14 protein-coding genes are annotated in these 17,247 nt (G+C 54.3%); 6 read left to right on the plus strand and 8 right to left on the minus strand.

The features are described 5' to 3' along the window. Window positions 1–7: 7 nt before the first annotated feature. Together nagA and nagB are read right to left on the minus strand one after the other, a co-directional pair. Window positions 8–1,156, minus strand: coding sequence for an N-acetylglucosamine-6-phosphate deacetylase (gene nagA / locus B498_RS12615; RefSeq protein ID WP_008501059.1), 1,149 nt, complete (start codon window positions 1,154–1,156; stop codon window positions 8–10). Between the two features lie 55 nt (window positions 1,157–1,211). Continuing rightward, the gene (gene nagB, locus B498_RS12610; protein WP_008501061.1) at window positions 1,212–2,012 is read right to left on the minus strand and encodes a glucosamine-6-phosphate deaminase; all 801 of its coding nucleotides are present in this window, start codon (window positions 2,010–2,012) and stop codon (window positions 1,212–1,214) included. 326 nt (window positions 2,013–2,338) lie between these two features. On the opposite strand from nagB, the gene nagE reads away from it, so the two are divergent. The 4 genes from nagE to chiQ all read left to right on the plus strand — a co-directional run bounded on the left by nagE (window position 2,339) and on the right by chiQ (window position 8,356). Next, window positions 2,339–4,291 carry a PTS N-acetyl glucosamine transporter subunit IIABC gene (nagE, locus tag B498_RS12605; RefSeq protein ID WP_008501062.1) on the plus strand — a complete coding sequence of 651 codons (1,953 nt, stop codon included), beginning with the start codon at window positions 2,339–2,341 and terminating at the stop codon, window positions 4,289–4,291. Window positions 4,292–4,470: 179 nt separating this feature from the next. Then, window positions 4,471–6,138, plus strand: coding sequence for a glutamine--tRNA ligase (gene glnS / locus B498_RS12600; protein WP_008501063.1), 1,668 nt, complete (start codon window positions 4,471–4,473; stop codon window positions 6,136–6,138). Window positions 6,139–6,584: 446 nt separating this feature from the next. After that, the gene (gene chiP, locus B498_RS12595; RefSeq protein ID WP_008501064.1) at window positions 6,585–7,982 is read left to right on the plus strand and encodes a chitoporin ChiP; all 1,398 of its coding nucleotides are present in this window, start codon (window positions 6,585–6,587) and stop codon (window positions 7,980–7,982) included. 47 nt (window positions 7,983–8,029) lie between these two features. After that, entirely contained in the window at window positions 8,030–8,356 is a 327-nt protein-coding gene (gene chiQ, locus B498_RS12590; protein WP_025912725.1) for a ChiQ/YbfN family lipoprotein, read from the plus strand. Window positions 8,357–8,447: 91 nt separating this feature from the next. On the opposite strand, the gene fur is transcribed toward chiQ, so the two are convergent. From fur to ybfF, 4 genes are all read right to left on the minus strand, one after another. After that, window positions 8,448–8,894: a ferric iron uptake transcriptional regulator gene (gene fur, locus B498_RS12585; RefSeq protein WP_008501066.1), complete on the minus strand. Its 447-nt coding sequence runs from the start codon at window positions 8,892–8,894 to the stop codon at window positions 8,448–8,450. A gap of 291 nt (window positions 8,895–9,185) precedes the next feature. After that, a complete protein-coding gene (gene fldA, locus B498_RS12580; protein WP_008501067.1) occupies window positions 9,186–9,716 on the minus strand; it encodes a flavodoxin FldA in 531 nt (176 codons plus the stop codon). 155 nt (window positions 9,717–9,871) lie between these two features. Then, window positions 9,872–10,159, minus strand: a complete 288-nt coding sequence (gene ybfE, locus B498_RS12575; protein ID WP_008501068.1) for a LexA regulated protein — start codon at window positions 10,157–10,159, stop codon at window positions 9,872–9,874. A 128-nt stretch (window positions 10,160–10,287) separates the two neighbouring features. Further along, on the minus strand, window positions 10,288–11,061 hold the full coding sequence (gene ybfF, locus B498_RS12570) for an esterase (RefSeq protein ID WP_008501069.1): 774 nt from the start codon (window positions 11,059–11,061) through the stop codon (window positions 10,288–10,290). Between the two features lie 183 nt (window positions 11,062–11,244). Here ybfF and seqA point away from each other — a divergent pair, with 183 nt between their 5' ends. Both seqA and pgm read left to right on the plus strand, forming a co-directional pair. Next, a complete protein-coding gene (seqA, locus tag B498_RS12565; protein ID WP_008501070.1) occupies window positions 11,245–11,793 on the plus strand; it encodes a replication initiation negative regulator SeqA in 549 nt (182 codons plus the stop codon). 24 nt (window positions 11,794–11,817) lie between these two features. Beyond that, on the plus strand, window positions 11,818–13,458 hold the full coding sequence (gene pgm / locus B498_RS12560; RefSeq protein WP_008501071.1) for a phosphoglucomutase (alpha-D-glucose-1,6-bisphosphate-dependent): 1,641 nt from the start codon (window positions 11,818–11,820) through the stop codon (window positions 13,456–13,458). A gap of 90 nt (window positions 13,459–13,548) precedes the next feature. Here pgm and potE read toward each other — a convergent pair whose 3' ends face one another. Together potE and speF are read right to left on the minus strand one after the other, a co-directional pair. Next, window positions 13,549–14,862, minus strand: a complete 1,314-nt coding sequence (potE, locus tag B498_RS12555) for a putrescine-ornithine antiporter (protein WP_008501072.1) — start codon at window positions 14,860–14,862, stop codon at window positions 13,549–13,551. Continuing rightward, window positions 14,859–17,057 (minus strand): ornithine decarboxylase SpeF, encoded by a 2,199-nt coding sequence (gene speF, locus B498_RS12550; protein WP_008501073.1) that lies wholly within the window; start codon window positions 17,055–17,057, stop codon window positions 14,859–14,861. Before speF ends, potE begins: the two co-directional genes overlap by 4 nt. Window positions 17,058–17,247 lie beyond the last annotated feature (190 nt).

Below are 17,247 nucleotides of genomic sequence, written 5' to 3' on the forward strand. Positions count from 1 at the left end.
CTTTTACTTACTCAGTGACGACCTCGTTACCATTAACGATGGTCTTAATAATTTTATAATCGTGTGTGAATGCCGTCAGGTTTGCAACCATACCTGGTGCAATTCCGCCAAGCTGTTTATCCACGCCGATAGCGCGCGCAGGATAAAGGGTGGCCATGCGCAGGACTTCATCAAGCGCAATTCCGCAATGCTCAACCAGGTTACGCACCCCTTCAATCATGGTCAAAGAGGAACCGCTCAGCGTACCGTTTTCATCCACACACAGTCCATTGCGGTAGTATATTGTTTTACCGGCAAAAATGAACTGCTCAATATTTGCACCTGCCGGTGCGGTAGCGTCCGTTACCAGGCAGAGCTTGTCACCTTTCAGCCGCTTGGCGTTGCGAATGTTGGTGTAATCAACGTGTAAGCCGTCCGCGATAATGCCGCAGTAAACGTCTGGCTCATCCAGAATCGCGCCAACCAGACCCGGTTCACGACCTGTGATGTATGGCATGGCGTTATAAAGGTGCGTCGCAAAGGTAATGCCCGCGCGGAAACCGGCTTTCGCTTCTTTCAGCGTGGCATTTGAGTGGCCCGCTGAAACCACAATTCCGGCGGCGGCCAGCTTGCTGATGACGTCCGTGCCGGTCATTTCCGGTGCCAGCGTCACCTTGGTGATCACATCGGCGTTGGCACACATGTAGTCAACCAGCTCCGCATCAGGTTTACGCACGTAGTCCGGGTTATGCGTTCCTTTCTTGACCATGTTCAGCCATGGCCCTTCCAGGTGCAGACCGAGCGCCTGATTCGGATGTTTGGCCAGGTATTCGCGCATCACGCGGATACCCTGCTTCATCAGGTCATCACTGCTGGTGATGAGCGTTGGCAGATAGCTGGTGCAGCCCGATTTCTCGTTGGCTTTCTGCATGATCTCCAGCGTTTCGACCGTTACCGCATCGGCGGTATCATTGAATTGCACACCGCCGCAGCCGTTGAGCTGTACGTCGATGAAACCGGGGGAGATTACTGCTCCATTGAGTGAGCGCTGTTCAATCTCCGGCGGCAGTTCTGCCAGCGGACAAACACGTTCAATCAGGCCATTCGCGATAACAATCGCGTGGTCATCCAGAATTTCATGGCCGGTATAAATCCGACCGTGGGTTAAAGCGTACATAACGACCCCCGGTTAAAAAAAGCGGCCGCCTCTTGATAAAGAGGCGGTTATTCAATTACAGACCTTTGATGTTCTCGGCTTCTAACTCGTTGAAGTATTTCAGCGTTTTAACCTTCAGCTCCATCGTGGACGGTTCGTCGCAGACGATGACGGATTTAGGATGCAGCTGCAGACAGCTGATGGTCCACATATGGTTAACGTTGCCTTCAACAGCAGCCTGGAGCGCCTGCGCTTTCACGCCGCCCAGCACCAGAATCATCACTTCTTCAGCATCCAGCAGGGTGCCTACGCCTACGGTCAGGGCGTATTTTGGAACCTGGTTCACGTCACCGTCAAAGAAGCGGGAGTTTGCCACGCGCGTGTCATGGGTCAGCGTTTTAATACGGGTACGGGAAGCCAGAGAGGACGCCGGTTCGTTAAACGCGATATGACCATCATTACCTACACCACCCATGAACAGGTGGATTTTACCGTAGGAACGGATTTTTTCTTCATACTGACGGCATTCTGCGTCAATATCCGGCGCGTTTCCATTCAGCAGGTTAATATTTTCAGCTGGGATATCAACGTGATCAAAGAAATTGCGGTGCATAAAGCTATGGTAGCTTTCCGGGTGGTCTTTCGGTAAGCCAACGTATTCATCCATATTGAAGGTCACAACATGTTTGAAGCTAACCTGGCCTGCTTTATGCATCTCAACCAGCGCCTTGTAAGCGGTCAGCGGTGTGCCGCCGGTCGGAAGGCCCAGAACGAAAGGACGATCGGCGGTCGGTTTGAACGCGTTAATGCGGTTTACGATATGGCGAGCGGCCCATTTACCAACTTGTTCTGCAGTTGCCAGGGGAATCAGTCTCATTGTTCACCTCAAAGTTTAAGTAGAAGAGTGGGCGGATGGCTTCGGAACCTGATACTAAAGCGTAACCTGGAAACTTTCAGGCCGGATCAATCCGTCTTGATTTTTTGAATGATAAAATAAGTTTTCACTGTTAGCCAGTGTAAGGGAGGGCTGAATACGATATTTGGTGACAAAAATCACAAAAAATAGGTGTTTAATTTGCGATACGAATTAATTTTTCACACACTCAGACTGCCAGTGAATTATCAACGGTATCTATCGTTCGTGACACAATAAAAACATAGTTTATGCGCGAGCCTGAAAAAGGGTCTCGTAGGGGGAATAGGATGAATATTTTAGGTTTTTTCCAGCGCCTCGGTAGGGCTTTGCAGCTCCCTATCGCCGTGCTACCGGTTGCAGCGCTGCTGCTGCGATTCGGGCAACCCGATCTTCTTAACGTACCGTTTATTGCTCAGGCTGGCGGTGCCATTTTTGACAACCTGGCGCTGATTTTCGCCATCGGTGTTGCCTCTAGCTGGTCAAAAGACAGCGCGGGTGCCGCAGCGCTGGCAGGGGCAGTCGGTTATTTCATCCTGACGAAAGCGATGGTAACCATTAACCCAGAAATCAACATGGGCGTGCTGGCAGGTATCATTACCGGTCTGGTCGGTGGTACTGTGTACAACCGCTGGGCAAACATTAAGCTGCCAGACTTCCTGAGTTTCTTTGGCGGCAAACGTTTCGTGCCGATCGCGACAGGTTTCTTCTGTCTGGTTCTGGCCGCTATCTTTGGCTACGTCTGGCCACCGGTACAGCATGCGATCCATGCGGGTGGTGAGTGGATTGTATCAGCGGGTGCACTTGGCTCAGGTATCTTTGGTTTCATCAACCGTCTGCTGATCCCAACCGGTCTGCATCAGGTGCTGAACACTATCGCATGGTTCCAGATTGGTGAGTTCACCAATGCTGCGGGCACCGTATTCCACGGCGACATCAACCGCTTCTACGCGGGTGACGGCACCGCAGGCATGTTCATGTCTGGCTTCTTCCCAATCATGATGTTTGGTCTGCCGGGCGCTGCGCTGGCAATGTACCTGGCTGCGCCAAAAGCGCGTCGCCCAATGGTTGGCGGCATGCTGCTGTCCGTTGCGATTACCGCGTTCCTGACCGGCGTAACCGAGCCGCTGGAATTCCTGTTCATGTTCCTGGCGCCGGTGCTGTACCTCATGCATGCGGTCCTGACCGGTATCAGCCTGTTTGTGGCGACTCTGCTGGGTATCCATGCTGGCTTCTCCTTCTCTGCAGGCGCGATCGACTACGTGTTGATGTACAACCTGCCGGCGGCAAGCAAGAACGTCTGGATGCTGGTGGTAATGGGTCTGGTCTTCTTCGTCATCTACTTCGTGCTGTTCACTGCGGTTATTCGTATGTTTAACCTCAAAACGCCGGGCCGCGAAGACACCAAAGACGAAGTGGTCACCAGCGAAGCCAACAGCAACACCGAAGAGGGCCTGACCCAGCTGGCGACCAGCTATATCGCTGCCGTCGGGGGGACTGACAACCTGAAAGCCATTGATGCCTGCATCACCCGTCTGCGTCTGACGGTGGGTGACTCTGCACGCGTCAGCGACGCAATGTGTAAACGCCTTGGCGCATCGGGCGTGGTTAAACTGAACAAACAAACTATCCAGGTTATCGTGGGTGCCAAAGCGGAATCCATCGGTGACGAAATGAAGAAAGTGGTTGCCCGTGGACCGGTCGCGGCGGCATCAGCCGACAGCGCGCCTGCGTCGACGGCTGCCCCGGTAGCGAAGCCGCAGGCCGTGCCTAATGCTGTGACGGTGGCCGCGCTGGTCTCTCCGGTTACGGGTGACGTGGTTGACCTTGAGCAGGTACCTGATGAAGCGTTCGCCAGCAAAGCGGTCGGTGACGGTGTGGCGGTGAAACCAACGGATAAAACCGTGGTGTCTCCTGCTGCCGGTACCATCGTGAAAATCTTCAACACCAACCACGCGTTCTGCCTCGAAACCGAAAAGGGCGCGGAGATCGTTGTCCACATGGGTATCGATACCGTTGCGCTGAATGGTCAGGGCTTTACTCGCCTGGTGGAAGAGGGCGCTGAAGTGGTGGCCGGGCAGCCGATTCTGGAAATGGATCTGGACTTCCTGAATGCCAACGCGCGTTCCATGATAAGCCCGGTGGTTTGCAGCAACATTGACGACTTCAGCGGTCTGGTCATCCAGGCGAAAGGTCAGGTTGTTGCGGGTCAAACCCCGCTGTATGAGATTAAAGGCAAGTAATCGCTCCTGAGTAGAGTCATGCCTTAAGCGGCGGGGGATATCCTCCGCCGCTTTTTTTTGCAGCAAATGCCCCCATTATTTTCATCTGATACGTATTTTCCGTAACTAAGGGTTGTCACTACGTCCGGCTTATAAGATCATATGCCGTTATACGTTGTTTACGCTTTGAGGAATCCACGATGAGTGAGGCAGAAGCCCGCCCGAGTAACTTTATTCGTCAGATCATCGATGAAGATCTGGCCAGTGGTAAGCACACCACAATTCATACCCGTTTCCCGCCGGAGCCGAATGGCTACCTGCATATCGGGCATGCGAAGTCCATCTGCCTGAACTTTGGCATTGCGCAAGACTACCAGGGACAGTGCAACCTGCGTTTCGATGACACCAACCCAGTAAAAGAAGACATCGAATACGTTGAGTCCATCAAAAATGACGTGCAATGGCTGGGCTTCAACTGGTCTGGCGATATCTGCTACTCCTCTGACTATTTTGATCAGCTGTATGCCTACGCGGTAGAGCTCATCAACAAAGGTCTGGCGTATGTAGACGAACTGTCTGCAGATGAGATCCGTGAGTACCGCGGTACGCTGACCGCACCGGGTAAAAACAGCCCGTTCCGCGATCGCAGCGTGGAAGAGAACCTGGCGCTGTTTGAAAAAATGCGTGCCGGTGGCTTCGAAGAGGGCAAAGCGTGCCTGCGTGCCAAAATCGATATGGCGTCTCCGTTCATCGTGATGCGCGATCCGGTGCTGTACCGCATCAAGTTCGCAGAACACCACCAGACCGGCAACAAGTGGTGCATCTATCCGATGTACGACTTCACCCACTGCATCAGCGATGCGCTGGAAGGGATCACCCACTCGCTGTGTACGCTGGAGTTCCAGGACAACCGTCGTCTGTACGACTGGGTGCTGGATAACATCACCATTCCTGTGCATCCGCGTCAGTACGAGTTCTCTCGTCTGAATCTGGAATACACCGTGATGTCCAAGCGTAAGCTGAACCTGCTGGTCACCGACAAGCACGTTGAGGGCTGGGACGACCCGCGTATGCCAACCATCTCGGGTCTGCGCCGCCGTGGCTACACCGCTGCGTCAATCCGTGAGTTCTGCAAGCGTATCGGCGTGACCAAGCAGGACAACACCATTGAGATGGCGTCTCTGGAATCCTGCATTCGTGAAGACCTCAATGAAAATGCCCCGCGCGCGATGGCCGTTATCGACCCGGTGAAGCTGGTTATCGAAAACTATCCGCAGGGCGAGAGCGAGCTGGTCTCCATGCCCAACCATCCGAACAAACCGGAAATGGGAAGCCGTGACGTGCCGTTCAGCGGCGAGATCTGGATTGACCGCGCTGACTTCCGCGAAGAAGCTAACAAGCAGTACAAGCGTCTGGTGCTGGGTAAAGAAGTGCGTCTGCGTAATGCTTACGTCATCAAAGCCGAGCGCGTTGAAAAAGATGCGGAAGGAAATATCACCACCATCTTCTGTACTTATGACGCTGAGACGCTGAGTAAAGATCCGGCGGATGGCCGCAAGGTGAAAGGCGTTATCCACTGGGTGAGCGCATCCCACGCGCTGCCGGTAGAGATTCGTCTGTACGATCGCCTGTTCAGCGTGCCTAACCCAGGTGCGGCGGAAGACTTCCTGGCGACCATTAACCCGGAATCTTTGGTGATCAAGCAGGGTTATGCGGAGCCTTCTCTGAAAGCGGCTGAAGCAGGCAAAGCGTTCCAGTTCGAACGTGAAGGTTACTTCTGCCTGGACAGCCGTCACAGCACGGCGGAAAAACCGGTATTTAACCGTACCGTGGGCCTGCGTGATACCTGGACGAAGATCGGCGAATAATATTGCTGCTCTGGTCAATGAGAAACAAACGCCGCATTATGCGGCGTTTTTTTATTTAACGATCAGAGTATTAAGCCAGGGGTTAAAGTGGCGTCATGAAAATAACAGGTCAATGAGGTGCTACTTATTTTTTAAAAAAAAGTTTGTGTCATTACGAAAATCAAAAAGGTTATAAAAAAGGAAACCGATCGCACGCCTGGACACTGAAATAGCTGAGAATTCCCCGTCATTCCTCGCCTTCCTGTAAATGTTACAAAGCACTACCAATTATGTGCACTTCGTCATAATCCTGACTTTTGCCCGCTGAAAAGCATTGATAATTCGCGTCGCGAAAAATAACCTAAAGACGGTAGTTAATTCGAGGGTATTTAACACTACCCCTGACCATTTGGTCTTTTTTATTTACGCCGTTTCAGGCGTTTTAATTCGTCAAAGAGGAATAATCTATGCGTACGTTCAGTGGCAAACGTAGTGCGCTGGCGCTGGCTATTGCCGGTGTGACAGCAATGTCGGGCCTGGTGATTGCGCCAGAGGCAAAAGCAGCGGGTTTCATCGAAGATTCTACCCTCACGGGCGGTATTTATTACTGGCAGCGTGAGCGTGACCGTAAAGACGTCACTGAAGATAAATACAAAACCAACCTCTCGCACTCCACCTGGAACGCCAACCTGGACTTCCAGTCAGGCTACGCCGCGGATATGTTCGGTCTGGATATCGCCGCGTTCACCGCGATCGAAATGGCGGAAAACGGCGACAGCGGCCACCCGAACGAAATCGCCTTCTCCTCCAGCAACAAAGCCTATGATGAAGACTGGTCCGGGGATAAGAGCGGTATCAGCCTCTACAAAGCCGCAGCGAAATTTAAATACGGCCCGGTCTGGGCGCGTGGGGGCTATATTCAGCCAACCGGCCAGACGCTGTTAGCCCCACACTGGAGCTTTATGCCGGGTACCTATCAGGGTGCAGAAGCCGGGGCTAACTTTGACTACGGTGACGCAGGTGCGCTGAGCTTCTCCTATATGTGGACCAACGAGTACAAAGCACCGTGGCACATTGAAATGGACAAGTTCTACCAGAACGATAAGAAAACCAAAGTCGATTACCTCCACTCGCTGGGTGCGAAATACGACTTCAAAAACGATCTGGTTCTCGAAGCGGCATTCGGCCAGGCGCAAGGGTATATCGATCAATACTTTGCCAAGGCCAGCTATAAGTTTGATATTGCGGGTAGCCCGCTGAGTACCAGCTACCAGTTCTACGGTACGCGCGACAAAGTCAGTAACGGTGGCGTCAATGATATCTACGACGGCACCGCGTGGCTGCAGGCGTTAACCTTCGGCTACAAGATCGGTCAGGTTGATTTGCGTCTGGAAGGCACATGGGTGAAAGCGGAAGGGCAGCAGGGCTACTTCCTGCAGCGTATGACCCCGACCTATGCTTCCTCCAACGGTCGTCTTGATATCTGGTGGGATAACCGCTCCGACTTCAACGCCGACGGTGAGAAAGCGGTCTTCTTCGGCGCGATGTATGACCTGAAAAACTGGAACCTGCCGGGCTGGGCCGTGGGCGCTTCTTACGCTTACGCCTGGGATGCAAAACCTGCCGACATGGCAACACCGGATGCTTACTACGATCCAAACTATCGCCTGAAAGAGTCTTCCTACAGCCTGGATGCTATCTATACCCTGCAGGATGGCCGCGCGAAAGGCACGATGTTCAAACTGCACTTCACCCAGTACGACAACCACTCCGATATCCCGAGCTACGCGGGCGGTTACGGCAACATCTTCCAGGATGAACGTGACGTGAAATTCATGGTTATCGCACCGTTCACCATCTTCTGATGAATCGTCCGGCGGGTTAGATCCCGCCGGACCGGAGACTGCAAATGATGAAAAAAATCGTAATCGTCGCGCTGTTGGCATCGGGGCTGGTGGCGTGTGCCCAGACTCAGGCACCGAAAGAGGACTCCCGTCTCAAGGAGGCCTACAGCGCCTGTATTAATACAGCGGAAGGTTCGCCGGAGAAAATTGAAGCCTGCCAGAGCGTGCTGAACGTGCTGAAGAAAGAGAAAGCGCACGAGCAGTTCGCGACGCAGGAGAATGTCCGCGTGATGGATTACCAGGCCTGTATCCAGGCACGTAAAACCGGTAACGATCAGGAAGTGGCGAAGCGTTGCGATAAGATCTGGAACGAGATACGCAATAACAATAAATAAGTTGCTTTATGCCCGGTGGCACAGTGCCACCGGGCTTTTTTCTGGCAAAAAAAAGCCAACCTTACGGCTGGCTCAGAGTATGAACACTCACTTATTTTGCGTCATGCGCATGTTCATTTTCGCGGCAATCGCCTTCAGCGCAGTGACCATAAAGGTACAGGCTGTGGTTGGTCAGACGGATGCCGTGACGCGCGGCGATTTCACGCTGGCGCGCTTCGATAGAGTCATCGCTAAATTCAATGACCTTGCCACAGTCGAGGCAGATCAGGTGATCGTGGTGCTGCTGCTGGGTCAGTTCGAAGACAGATTTACCACCTTCGAAATTATGACGGGTGACAATGCCCGCGTCATCAAACTGGTTCAGCACGCGATAGACGGTAGCCAGCCCAATCTCTTCACCCATGTCGATAAGACGTTTATAAAGGTCTTCCGCACTGACATGGTGATTGTCTGGACCCTGAAGCACTTCGAGGATTTTTAACCGAGGAAGCGTAACTTTCAGGCCAGCCTTCTTTAATGCGGTATTGTTGTCAGTCATGCGGAATCTGTCCTGTTGCTAAACGATTCACTTCTGTAGGAAGTGACAGAAAATGCACCCGGGATAATGCGTCTCATTATAGAACTGCCATGGCTAAATGAAAACTGCAAGTCTCAGGCAAAATATGCTTATAAAAATGGGGTATCACCAACAAACTTGCTCGGTGGAAAACCACATTTTATCAGGGAGACATTGTACAGGTCTGGGCGAAAAAGTTAAAAGATTGTAGCAATTAATTTAATCGGTTTGACCTGGTGCGCGGGCGCAACCGCCGTTGCGCCGCGATAAAAATCAGGCGTTGAGAATATCGTCCAGGTGCAGTTCTTCACGGATCTGCTTAACCCATTTCTCGACGCGCTCTGCAGTCAGTTCTGGCTGACGGTCTTCGTCGATGGCCAGACCCACGAAGTGATCGTCATCGGCCAGACCTTTGGACGCTTCGAAGTGGTAACCGGCGGTTGGCCAGTGGCCGACGATCACAGCGCCATTCGGCTCAATGATGTCGCGGATGGTACCCAGCGCGTCACAGAAGTACTCGGCGTAGTCTTCCTGGTCGCCGCAGCCAAACAGGGCAACCAGCTTACCGTTGAAGTCCACTTCTTCCAGCGTCGGGAAGAAATCATCCCAGTCGCACTGGGCTTCGCCGTAGTACCAGGTCGGAATACCCAGCAGCAGAATGTCATAGCCTTCGAGATCTTCTTTGCTGCTCTTGGCGATGTCATGCACATCAGCAACGTCTTTACCGAGCTGTTTCTGAATGTTTTTCGCGATATTTTCGGTATTGCCGGTATCACTGCCAAAGAAAATGCCGATGATTGCCATGAGTAAAATAACCTCTTGAAACTTAATAGTATGGTGGCGCAATTCGGCCACGGATAAGGGCAATAATAGCAGAACTGGCAACCCTGCGGAAACAGCTATCGCGCAGGACTGCACTCTGTGCTACATGAAAAGGGTAATTAAGGGAATTTTCAGACTTATGCCTGGCTGCGCAGCATCTCAAGCTGGGCGATCAACATCTCTTCAATGAGCTCGCTGCGGCTAATATTTCGCGCGTCGGCCAGCTCGTTAAGCGCATCGACCGCGTCGGCGTTGAGCTTCAGTTCGACACGCTTAAGCCCACGATTTTTATCGCGTTTAAGCTGATTGCGTTTATTGATACGCAGCTGTTCATCGCGCGAAAGCGGATTCGTCTTCGGTCGTCCCGGGCGACGCTCATTCGCGAACAGATCTAGTGTCGTACGGTCCGTTTGTTCTTTGGCCATGATTCTGAGACTTCGGGGGAAACACGCCGCCCTGCTAATGCCCGGGCGATAAGCGCGCCATCATACATCACCAAAAACGGCGCGCCAACGACTGGAAGCCCGCAGCCTTCCAGTCGCTCTCTTTTTAATCAATTTGCAGTATCAGCAAGATAGCGGCGAATGGCGCGCAGCACGGCGTCAGGTTTTTCCGCATGAACCCAGTGTCCGGCTCCGGCAATGACGTGGGCGCGAGCCTGCGGGAATTGCGCCAGTATGGCGTCGCGGTACGCGTCGGTAACGTAAGGGGAATTACCGCCGCGAATAAAGAGGGTAGGGTGTGGCCAGGCGGGGACGGTTTCCCACCCCACGATATTGTTGTACTGGTTCCAGAGCACCGGCACGTTAAAACGCCACTTGCCGTCAACAAATGACTTCAGCAGGAACTGGACGACGCCTTCTTCATCAAGATGCTCACGCATGACGGCAGCCGCCTGCTGACGCGTCGCGACACCCGCTTCGGTGACCGCATTGATGGCGGCAAAAATTTCGTCGTGACGGCGGACGTCGTAATCCACGGGCGCAACATCAATCACCACCAGGCCGTTAATACGCTCCGGGGCCAGCGCCGTAAGGGCCATCACCGCTTTACCGCCCATTGAATGCCCGATGAGGGTCACCTTTTGCAAGTGGTTGGCATCCAGCGTATCCCGCAGATCCTGCGCCATCGCGGCGTAGGTCATCTCGTCGGAACGCCCGGAAAGACCGTGATTGCGCATATCAACCTGAAGAATATCGTGGTCGGTAACCAGATCGCGCGCCAGCACGCCCAGGTTATCCAGGCTGCCAAAAAGCCCGTGAACCAGTACGATGGGAGAATTATTGTTCGGCGATTGTGCAGTTTGCGCTCGGGTATTCAATTTCATGGCAAAGTTCTTTTTTTACGTATGTCAGGTTAGGGTATCATGTTGTCCATTCTGCCGCCCGGCTGCAAGGTTCCAGTTTAATCTGACTTTTGCCGCCAACCTGGTTTGACGCTATCCGCTGTTGGGATTTGACCTTATAATCCCAATGACTTGTATTCAGATAAGATATCGCACTGGATTAAGATGAAAACAATCGAAGTTGATGACGAACTCTATCAGTATATTGCCAGCCAGACGCGGCATATCGGGGAGAGCGCGTCCGACATTTTACGGCGCATGCTTAAAATTTCCGCCGCTTCACAGCCTGCTACCCCAGTCACCAAAGATGTCGTGTCTCAGCCAAGCGTTGTTGCACAAGCAAAACCTGCCGTGACACCGGCAAAAGATAAAGTGCGCGCGATGCGCGAGCTGCTGCTCTCCGATGAATATGCGGAGCAAAAAAAGGCGGTTAACCGCTTTATGCTGGTGCTGTCTACACTTTATTCACTGGATAACAAAGCGTTTGCTGAAGCGACCGAGTCGCTGCACGGTCGTACTCGCGTCTACTTCGCGGGCGACGAGCAGACGCTGCTGCAAAATGGCAATCAAACCAAACCCAAACATGTTCCTGGCACCCCGTACTGGGTGATCACCAATACCAATACGGGCCGCAAGTGCAGCATGATTGAACACATCATGCAGTCCATGCAGTTCCCGGCGGAATTGATTGAGAAGGTTTGCGGTACAATTTAACCCTTGCATCAGAAGGACCCGGTAATGGCAAATCACAGCCGTGCAGGCCAACCTGCACAACAAAGCGATTTGATTAACGTCGCTCAGCTGACCGCGCAGTATTACGTGCTGAAGCCGGTCGTGGGCAACGCAGAACACGCAGTGAAGTTTGGTACATCTGGTCACCGCGGCAGCGCGGCGCGCCACAGCTTTAACGAACCGCACATTCTGGCCATTGCTCAGGCCATTGCGGAAGAGCGCGCTAAAAACGGCGTTACCGGTCCGTGCTACGTGGGGAAAGATACCCATGCCCTGTCTGAACCGGCCTTTATTTCCGTGCTGGAAGTTCTGACAGCGAACGGCGTTGATGTGATTGTTCAGGAGAACAACGGCTTCACCCCAACGCCTGCGGTCTCTAACGCCATCCTGGTGCACAACAAAAAAGGTGGCGCGCTGGCTGACGGTATCGTGATCACGCCATCCCACAACCCGCCGGAAGACGGCGGCATCAAATACAACCCGCCTAACGGTGGCCCGGCAGACACCAACGTCACCAAAGTGGTGGAAGATCGTGCGAACGCCCTGCTGGCTGACGGCCTGAAAGGCGTGAAGCGTATTTCTCTGGATGCGGCCATGGCGTCCGGCCACGTGAAAGAGCAGGATCTGGTTCAGCCGTTCGTGGAAGGGCTGGCGGATATCGTCGATATGGCGGCCATCCAGAAAGCCGGCCTGAAGCTAGGTGTGGATCCGCTGGGCGGCTCCGGTATTGAATACTGGAAACGTATTGCCGAGCACTACAAGCTGGATCTGACCATCGTGAACGATCACGTCGATCAGACCTTCCGCTTTATGCACCTGGACAAAGACGGCGCGATCCGCATGGACTGCTCCTCCGAGTGCGCGATGGCGGGCCTGCTGGCGCTGCGTGATAAATTCGATCTGGCGTTTGCGAACGACCCGGATTACGACCGTCACGGTATCGTCACTCCTGCCGGGCTGATGAACCCGAACCACTATCTGGCTGTTGCGATCAACTACCTGTTCCAGCACCGTCCACAGTGGGGCAAAGAGGTGGCTGTCGGTAAAACGCTGGTGTCCTCCGCGATGATTGACCGCGTGGTCGAGGCGCTGGGCCGCAAGCTGGTGGAAGTACCTGTGGGCTTCAAATGGTTTGTTGACGGTCTGCACGACGGCAGCTTTGGCTTCGGTGGTGAAGAGAGCGCGGGGGCCTCTTTCCTGCGCTTCGACGGCACGCCGTGGTCAACCGATAAAGACGGCATCATCATGTGCCTGCTGGCGGCGGAAATCACCGCGGTCACCGGTAAGAACCCGCAGGAACATTACAACGAGCTGGCGGAACGTTTTGGTGCGCCAAGCTATAACCGTATTCAGGCCAGCGCAACGTCTGCCCAGAAAGCGGCCCTGTCCAAACTCTCTCCGGAGATGGTCAGTGCAAGCACCCTGGCGGGCGATCCGATCACCGCGCGTCTGACGGCGGCACCGGGTAACGGTGCGTCTATTGGTGGTCTGAAAGTAATGACCGAAAACGGCTGGTTCGCTGCGCGTCCATCCGGTACGGAAGATGCGTATAAAATCTATTGCGAAAGCTTCCTCGGCGCTGAGCATCGTCAGCAGATTGAGAAAGAAGCGGTAGAGATTGTCAGCGAAGTGCTGAAAAACGCGTAAGTGCGGTTTGTGTGCCGGGCGGCACTGCGTTTGCCCGGCCTACAACAACGATCGTAGGCCCGGTAAGCGCTAGCGCCACCGGGCTTTTTTTCAACTGTGCTTATTCTTCAATTCAAACCGTGGTGACACCAGACCGTACAGCGTCCAGCCCATAAAGGTCACCATCGCACCATACAGCATCGCTTCCTGTCCGGAGGAATAGAGCGCATAGAAGCTGTAGATTGCGCCAATCAGCGCCACGATATTGGCCGCACGCGCCTTGCGCGGATCCACCTTCGCAACCTTCTGAATAATCACCAGCGCCGCCATCGACAGAATATACGGAATGATGTTCGTCACCACCGCCAGGTTGACCAGCACGTTGAACTGGCTGTTCAGCGACGGACTAATGGTCATCAGCGACAATCCGCTCTGGAAGATAACAATCGCCAGCATGCCCTGCACCGGCGCATCGGCTTTGGTCACACGGGAGAAGATTTTTGGGAAGTAACCTTCATCAGCCGAAGATTTAAATACCTGTGCGATGGTGAATTGCCAGCCAAGCAGTGAACCGCAGCATGACATGACCATCAGACCCATAATCACTTTCCCGACTTCCGGCGTGAACATCTGCGCGAAGGCCAGCCCGAACGGCGCCGTGGAGTTGGCCAGATCCATGTTCGGAACGATGCCCGCAATGACGTTCGTCGAGACGATATAGATCACCGCCGCGCCCAGCGTACCGCCGAGGACCGCAATCGGCACGTTCTTTTCAGGGTTATCAACCACTTCTGCGTTCGCGCAGGCGGATTCCAGGCCCAGGAAGGCCCAGAGCGTCATGGCGATAGAAGAGCCGACTGCGCTGAAGAACGGCACATGGTGCGGGTTCCAGGAGTTAGCGTACAGGGTCGGGCTGAACCAGAACCAGCCGATGATGCACAGGCCGACAACCGGAATAATCACGCCCCAGACGGTGATGCTGGAGAGCTGTCCGGTGATACGCGCCCCGCCAAAGTTAGCCACGGTGCAGATCCACAGCACGCCGATGGTGGCCAGGCCAATCTGTACCGGGCTAAGCGTCGCGCCAAACAGCTCCGTACCGTAGCCCACGGCGGAGATGGCAATCGCCACGTTGGCGATCAGCAGTGACACCCCGTAGGTATAGTTGGCCATAAAGTTGCCAGACTTACCAAAGGCATACTCGGCGTAGCCCCCCATGCCGCCTGACTTGCGGCTGAACATCCCGCACTTGGCAAACGCCCATGCCAGCGCCATCGAGCCGACGGCGGTCACCAGCCAGGAGATAATTGAAATGGTTCCTACTTCGGCAAGCTTGGTGGGCAGCATAATGATCCCTGAACCCATCATGTTCACCATGGTGAGGATGGTCAGCTGCACCACGCCCATCTTATTGGACTTACTCATAATTTCTCTCCTTTCAGCAGCGCGGGCTGAGCGGCGGGTTGTTTGATGACGTTACAGCGAACCTGTTTGCGGCCCTCGCACTCTTCGACGTACACACCCTGCAGCTCCGGCGCGAAGCCCGGCAGCAGGTTGATGCCTTCTTCCAGCGCGGCGAAGTAGCGCAGCACGGAGCCGCCCCAGACCTCCCCTGGAACCACGCACAATACCCCCGGTGGATAAGGGAGGGCGCCTTCGGCGGCGATGCGGCCTTCCGCGTCGCGCAGGGAGACCAGTTCCACTTCTCCGCGCAGATAGGCGTAGTTCGCGTCCTGCGGGTTCATCATCACGCGCGGGAAGTGAGACTTGCGGAACATCTCTTTCTGCAGCTGTTTGACATTGTGACGGGCGTACAGGTCATGCATCTCCTGGCAGATCTGGCGCAGGGTGTAATCCGCGTAACGTTCCGGATGTTGTCTGCAGATGGAAGGCAGCACCTCTTTTAGTGGAGCATCGCTCTCGAGCAGTTTTTCGAAACGCACCAGCTGCGCCACCAGCTGCTGCAGCTTGCCCATATCTTCCGCAGGCGTGAGCAGGAACAGGATCGAGTTGAGATCGCATTTCTCCGGCACGATGCCGTTTTCACGCAGGAAGTTGGCGAGGATGGTGGCAGGCACGCCGAAGCCGTCATACTCCCCGGTGCGGGCGTTAATGCCCGGCGTGGTCAGCAGGAGCTTGCACGGGTCGATAAAATACTGATGCTCGGCGTAGCCTTCAAAAGCGTGCCAGTTTTCACCCGGTACGAAGTGGAAGAAGCGCAGATCGGTCGCAATCTCCGCCGTGTCCCAGCTTTCCCACGGACGGCCATCCACCGTCTCCGGCACGAACGGGCGCAGATACTGGCAGTTCTCCAGGATTAGTTTTCGCGCCTCAATACCGTTCACCACGCAGTCCATCCACATGTTGCGGCCGCTCTGGCCTTCATGCATACGGGCGTTGATGTCCAGCGCGGCAAACAGCGGATAGAACGGGCTGGTGGAGGCGTGCATCATAAAGGCATTATTCAGCCGCTTATGCGGGACATAGCGCTGCTGGCCTTTGATATGGCTGTCTTTCTTGTGGATTTGCGAGGTCTGCGAGAAGCCGGCCTGCTGTTTATGCACGGACTGGGTAACCAAAATCCCCGGGTCGTTTTCGTTCAGCTCCAGCAGCAGCGGCGAGCAGTCGGCCATCATTGGAATAAACTGCTCGTAACCCACCCAGGCCGAGTCAAACAGGATGTAATCACACAGGTGCCCAATCTTATCCACCACCTGGCGGGCGTTGTAGATGGTGCCATCGTAGGTGCCCAGCTGGATCACCGCCAGACGGAACGGACGCGCATCGCGTGCACGGCCGGGTGCGACTTCTGCCACCAGCTCGCGAAGATAGCTTTCTTCAAAACAGTGGGCGTCAATGCCGCCGATAAAGCCGTACGGGTTGCGCGCGGTTTCCAGATAGACCGGCGTTGCGCCTGCCTGGAGGAGGGCACCGTGATGGTTGGATTTGTGGTTATTACGGTCGAACAGCACCAGGTCGCCCGGGGTGAGCAGGGCGTTCAGCACCACTTTGTTGGATGACGAGGTACCGTTGAGCACGAAGTAGGTCTTATCGGCATTAAAGACCTTCGCCGCATGCTGCTGTGCGATGCACGGCGCGCCTTCGTGGATCAGCAGATCGCCCATTGCCACGTCGGCGTTGCACAGATCGGCGCGGAAAAGCGTCTCGCCAAAGAAATCAACGAACTGATTGCCGGCAGGATGGCGGCGGAAGAACTGGCCGCCCTGATGCCCCGGGCAGTCAAACGCGCTGTTGCCCTGTTTTACATAGTCGACAAGGGCGCGGAAAAACGGCGGGCACAGCTGGGTTTCATACTTCAGGGCAGCCGCCTCCAGCTGGCGTCCATAAAAGTCGTTGCTGGTGTCTGAATACTCAAATACGCCATGAATGCGCGATAAATAATCTGCCGGAATGAATTCTTCTTTATGCGTCGCGACAAAAACAGGAATGTCAAATCCGGTGGCTTCTATTTCTTCCAGTATGCCATCGGTAATATCACTGACCGCCAGCACAATAGCGGCAACGTCGATATAATCCGAGGCCCGGACATCCACCAGTTCACGCTGGGTGGTAAAGCAATCAGGACAGGCGCGGCTGGCTGCGATTTTTAAACTTTTCATCTTTCTCTCTTTATTTTAGGTAATAAGCGTCCCTCGATTTCTTGCAAAAAAGAAATCGATAATTTTCCGGAAAAAAAGCAAAGGGTGGCCGCTGATTAAAATCAGTACATTGCTTTTTTGATGATTGAAATTCAGTCCGCCCGGTGAGGATGGGTCTGAATCAAAATGAATGAGCGCACGCGTTCACAGG

This window comes from Enterobacter sp. SST3, assembly GCF_000286655.1.
Lineage (GTDB): Bacteria > Pseudomonadota > Gammaproteobacteria > Enterobacterales > Enterobacteriaceae > Enterobacter > Enterobacter roggenkampii.

What these genes read in the sequence shown, in the direction of transcription:
- nagA (WP_008501059.1), bottom strand. Translation starts at nt 1,156, where the DNA reads ATGTACGCTTTAACCCACGGTCGGATTTATACCGGCCATGAAATTCTG.
- nagB (WP_008501061.1), bottom strand. Translation starts at nt 2,012, where the DNA reads ATGAGACTGATTCCCCTGGCAACTGCAGAACAAGTTGGTAAATGGGCC.
- nagE (WP_008501062.1), top strand. Translation starts at nt 2,339, where the DNA reads ATGAATATTTTAGGTTTTTTCCAGCGCCTCGGTAGGGCTTTGCAGCTC.
- glnS (WP_008501063.1), top strand. Translation starts at nt 4,471, where the DNA reads ATGAGTGAGGCAGAAGCCCGCCCGAGTAACTTTATTCGTCAGATCATC.
- chiP (WP_008501064.1), top strand. Translation starts at nt 6,585, where the DNA reads ATGCGTACGTTCAGTGGCAAACGTAGTGCGCTGGCGCTGGCTATTGCC.
- chiQ (WP_025912725.1), top strand. Translation starts at nt 8,030, where the DNA reads ATGAAAAAAATCGTAATCGTCGCGCTGTTGGCATCGGGGCTGGTGGCG.
- fur (WP_008501066.1), bottom strand. Translation starts at nt 8,894, where the DNA reads ATGACTGACAACAATACCGCATTAAAGAAGGCTGGCCTGAAAGTTACG.
- fldA (WP_008501067.1), bottom strand. Translation starts at nt 9,716, where the DNA reads ATGGCAATCATCGGCATTTTCTTTGGCAGTGATACCGGCAATACCGAA.
- ybfE (WP_008501068.1), bottom strand. Translation starts at nt 10,159, where the DNA reads ATGGCCAAAGAACAAACGGACCGTACGACACTAGATCTGTTCGCGAAT.
- ybfF (WP_008501069.1), bottom strand. Translation starts at nt 11,061, where the DNA reads ATGAAATTGAATACCCGAGCGCAAACTGCACAATCGCCGAACAATAAT.
- seqA (WP_008501070.1), top strand. Translation starts at nt 11,245, where the DNA reads ATGAAAACAATCGAAGTTGATGACGAACTCTATCAGTATATTGCCAGC.
- pgm (WP_008501071.1), top strand. Translation starts at nt 11,818, where the DNA reads ATGGCAAATCACAGCCGTGCAGGCCAACCTGCACAACAAAGCGATTTG.
- potE (WP_008501072.1), bottom strand. Translation starts at nt 14,862, where the DNA reads ATGAGTAAGTCCAATAAGATGGGCGTGGTGCAGCTGACCATCCTCACC.
- speF (WP_008501073.1), bottom strand. Translation starts at nt 17,057, where the DNA reads ATGAAAAGTTTAAAAATCGCAGCCAGCCGCGCCTGTCCTGATTGCTTT.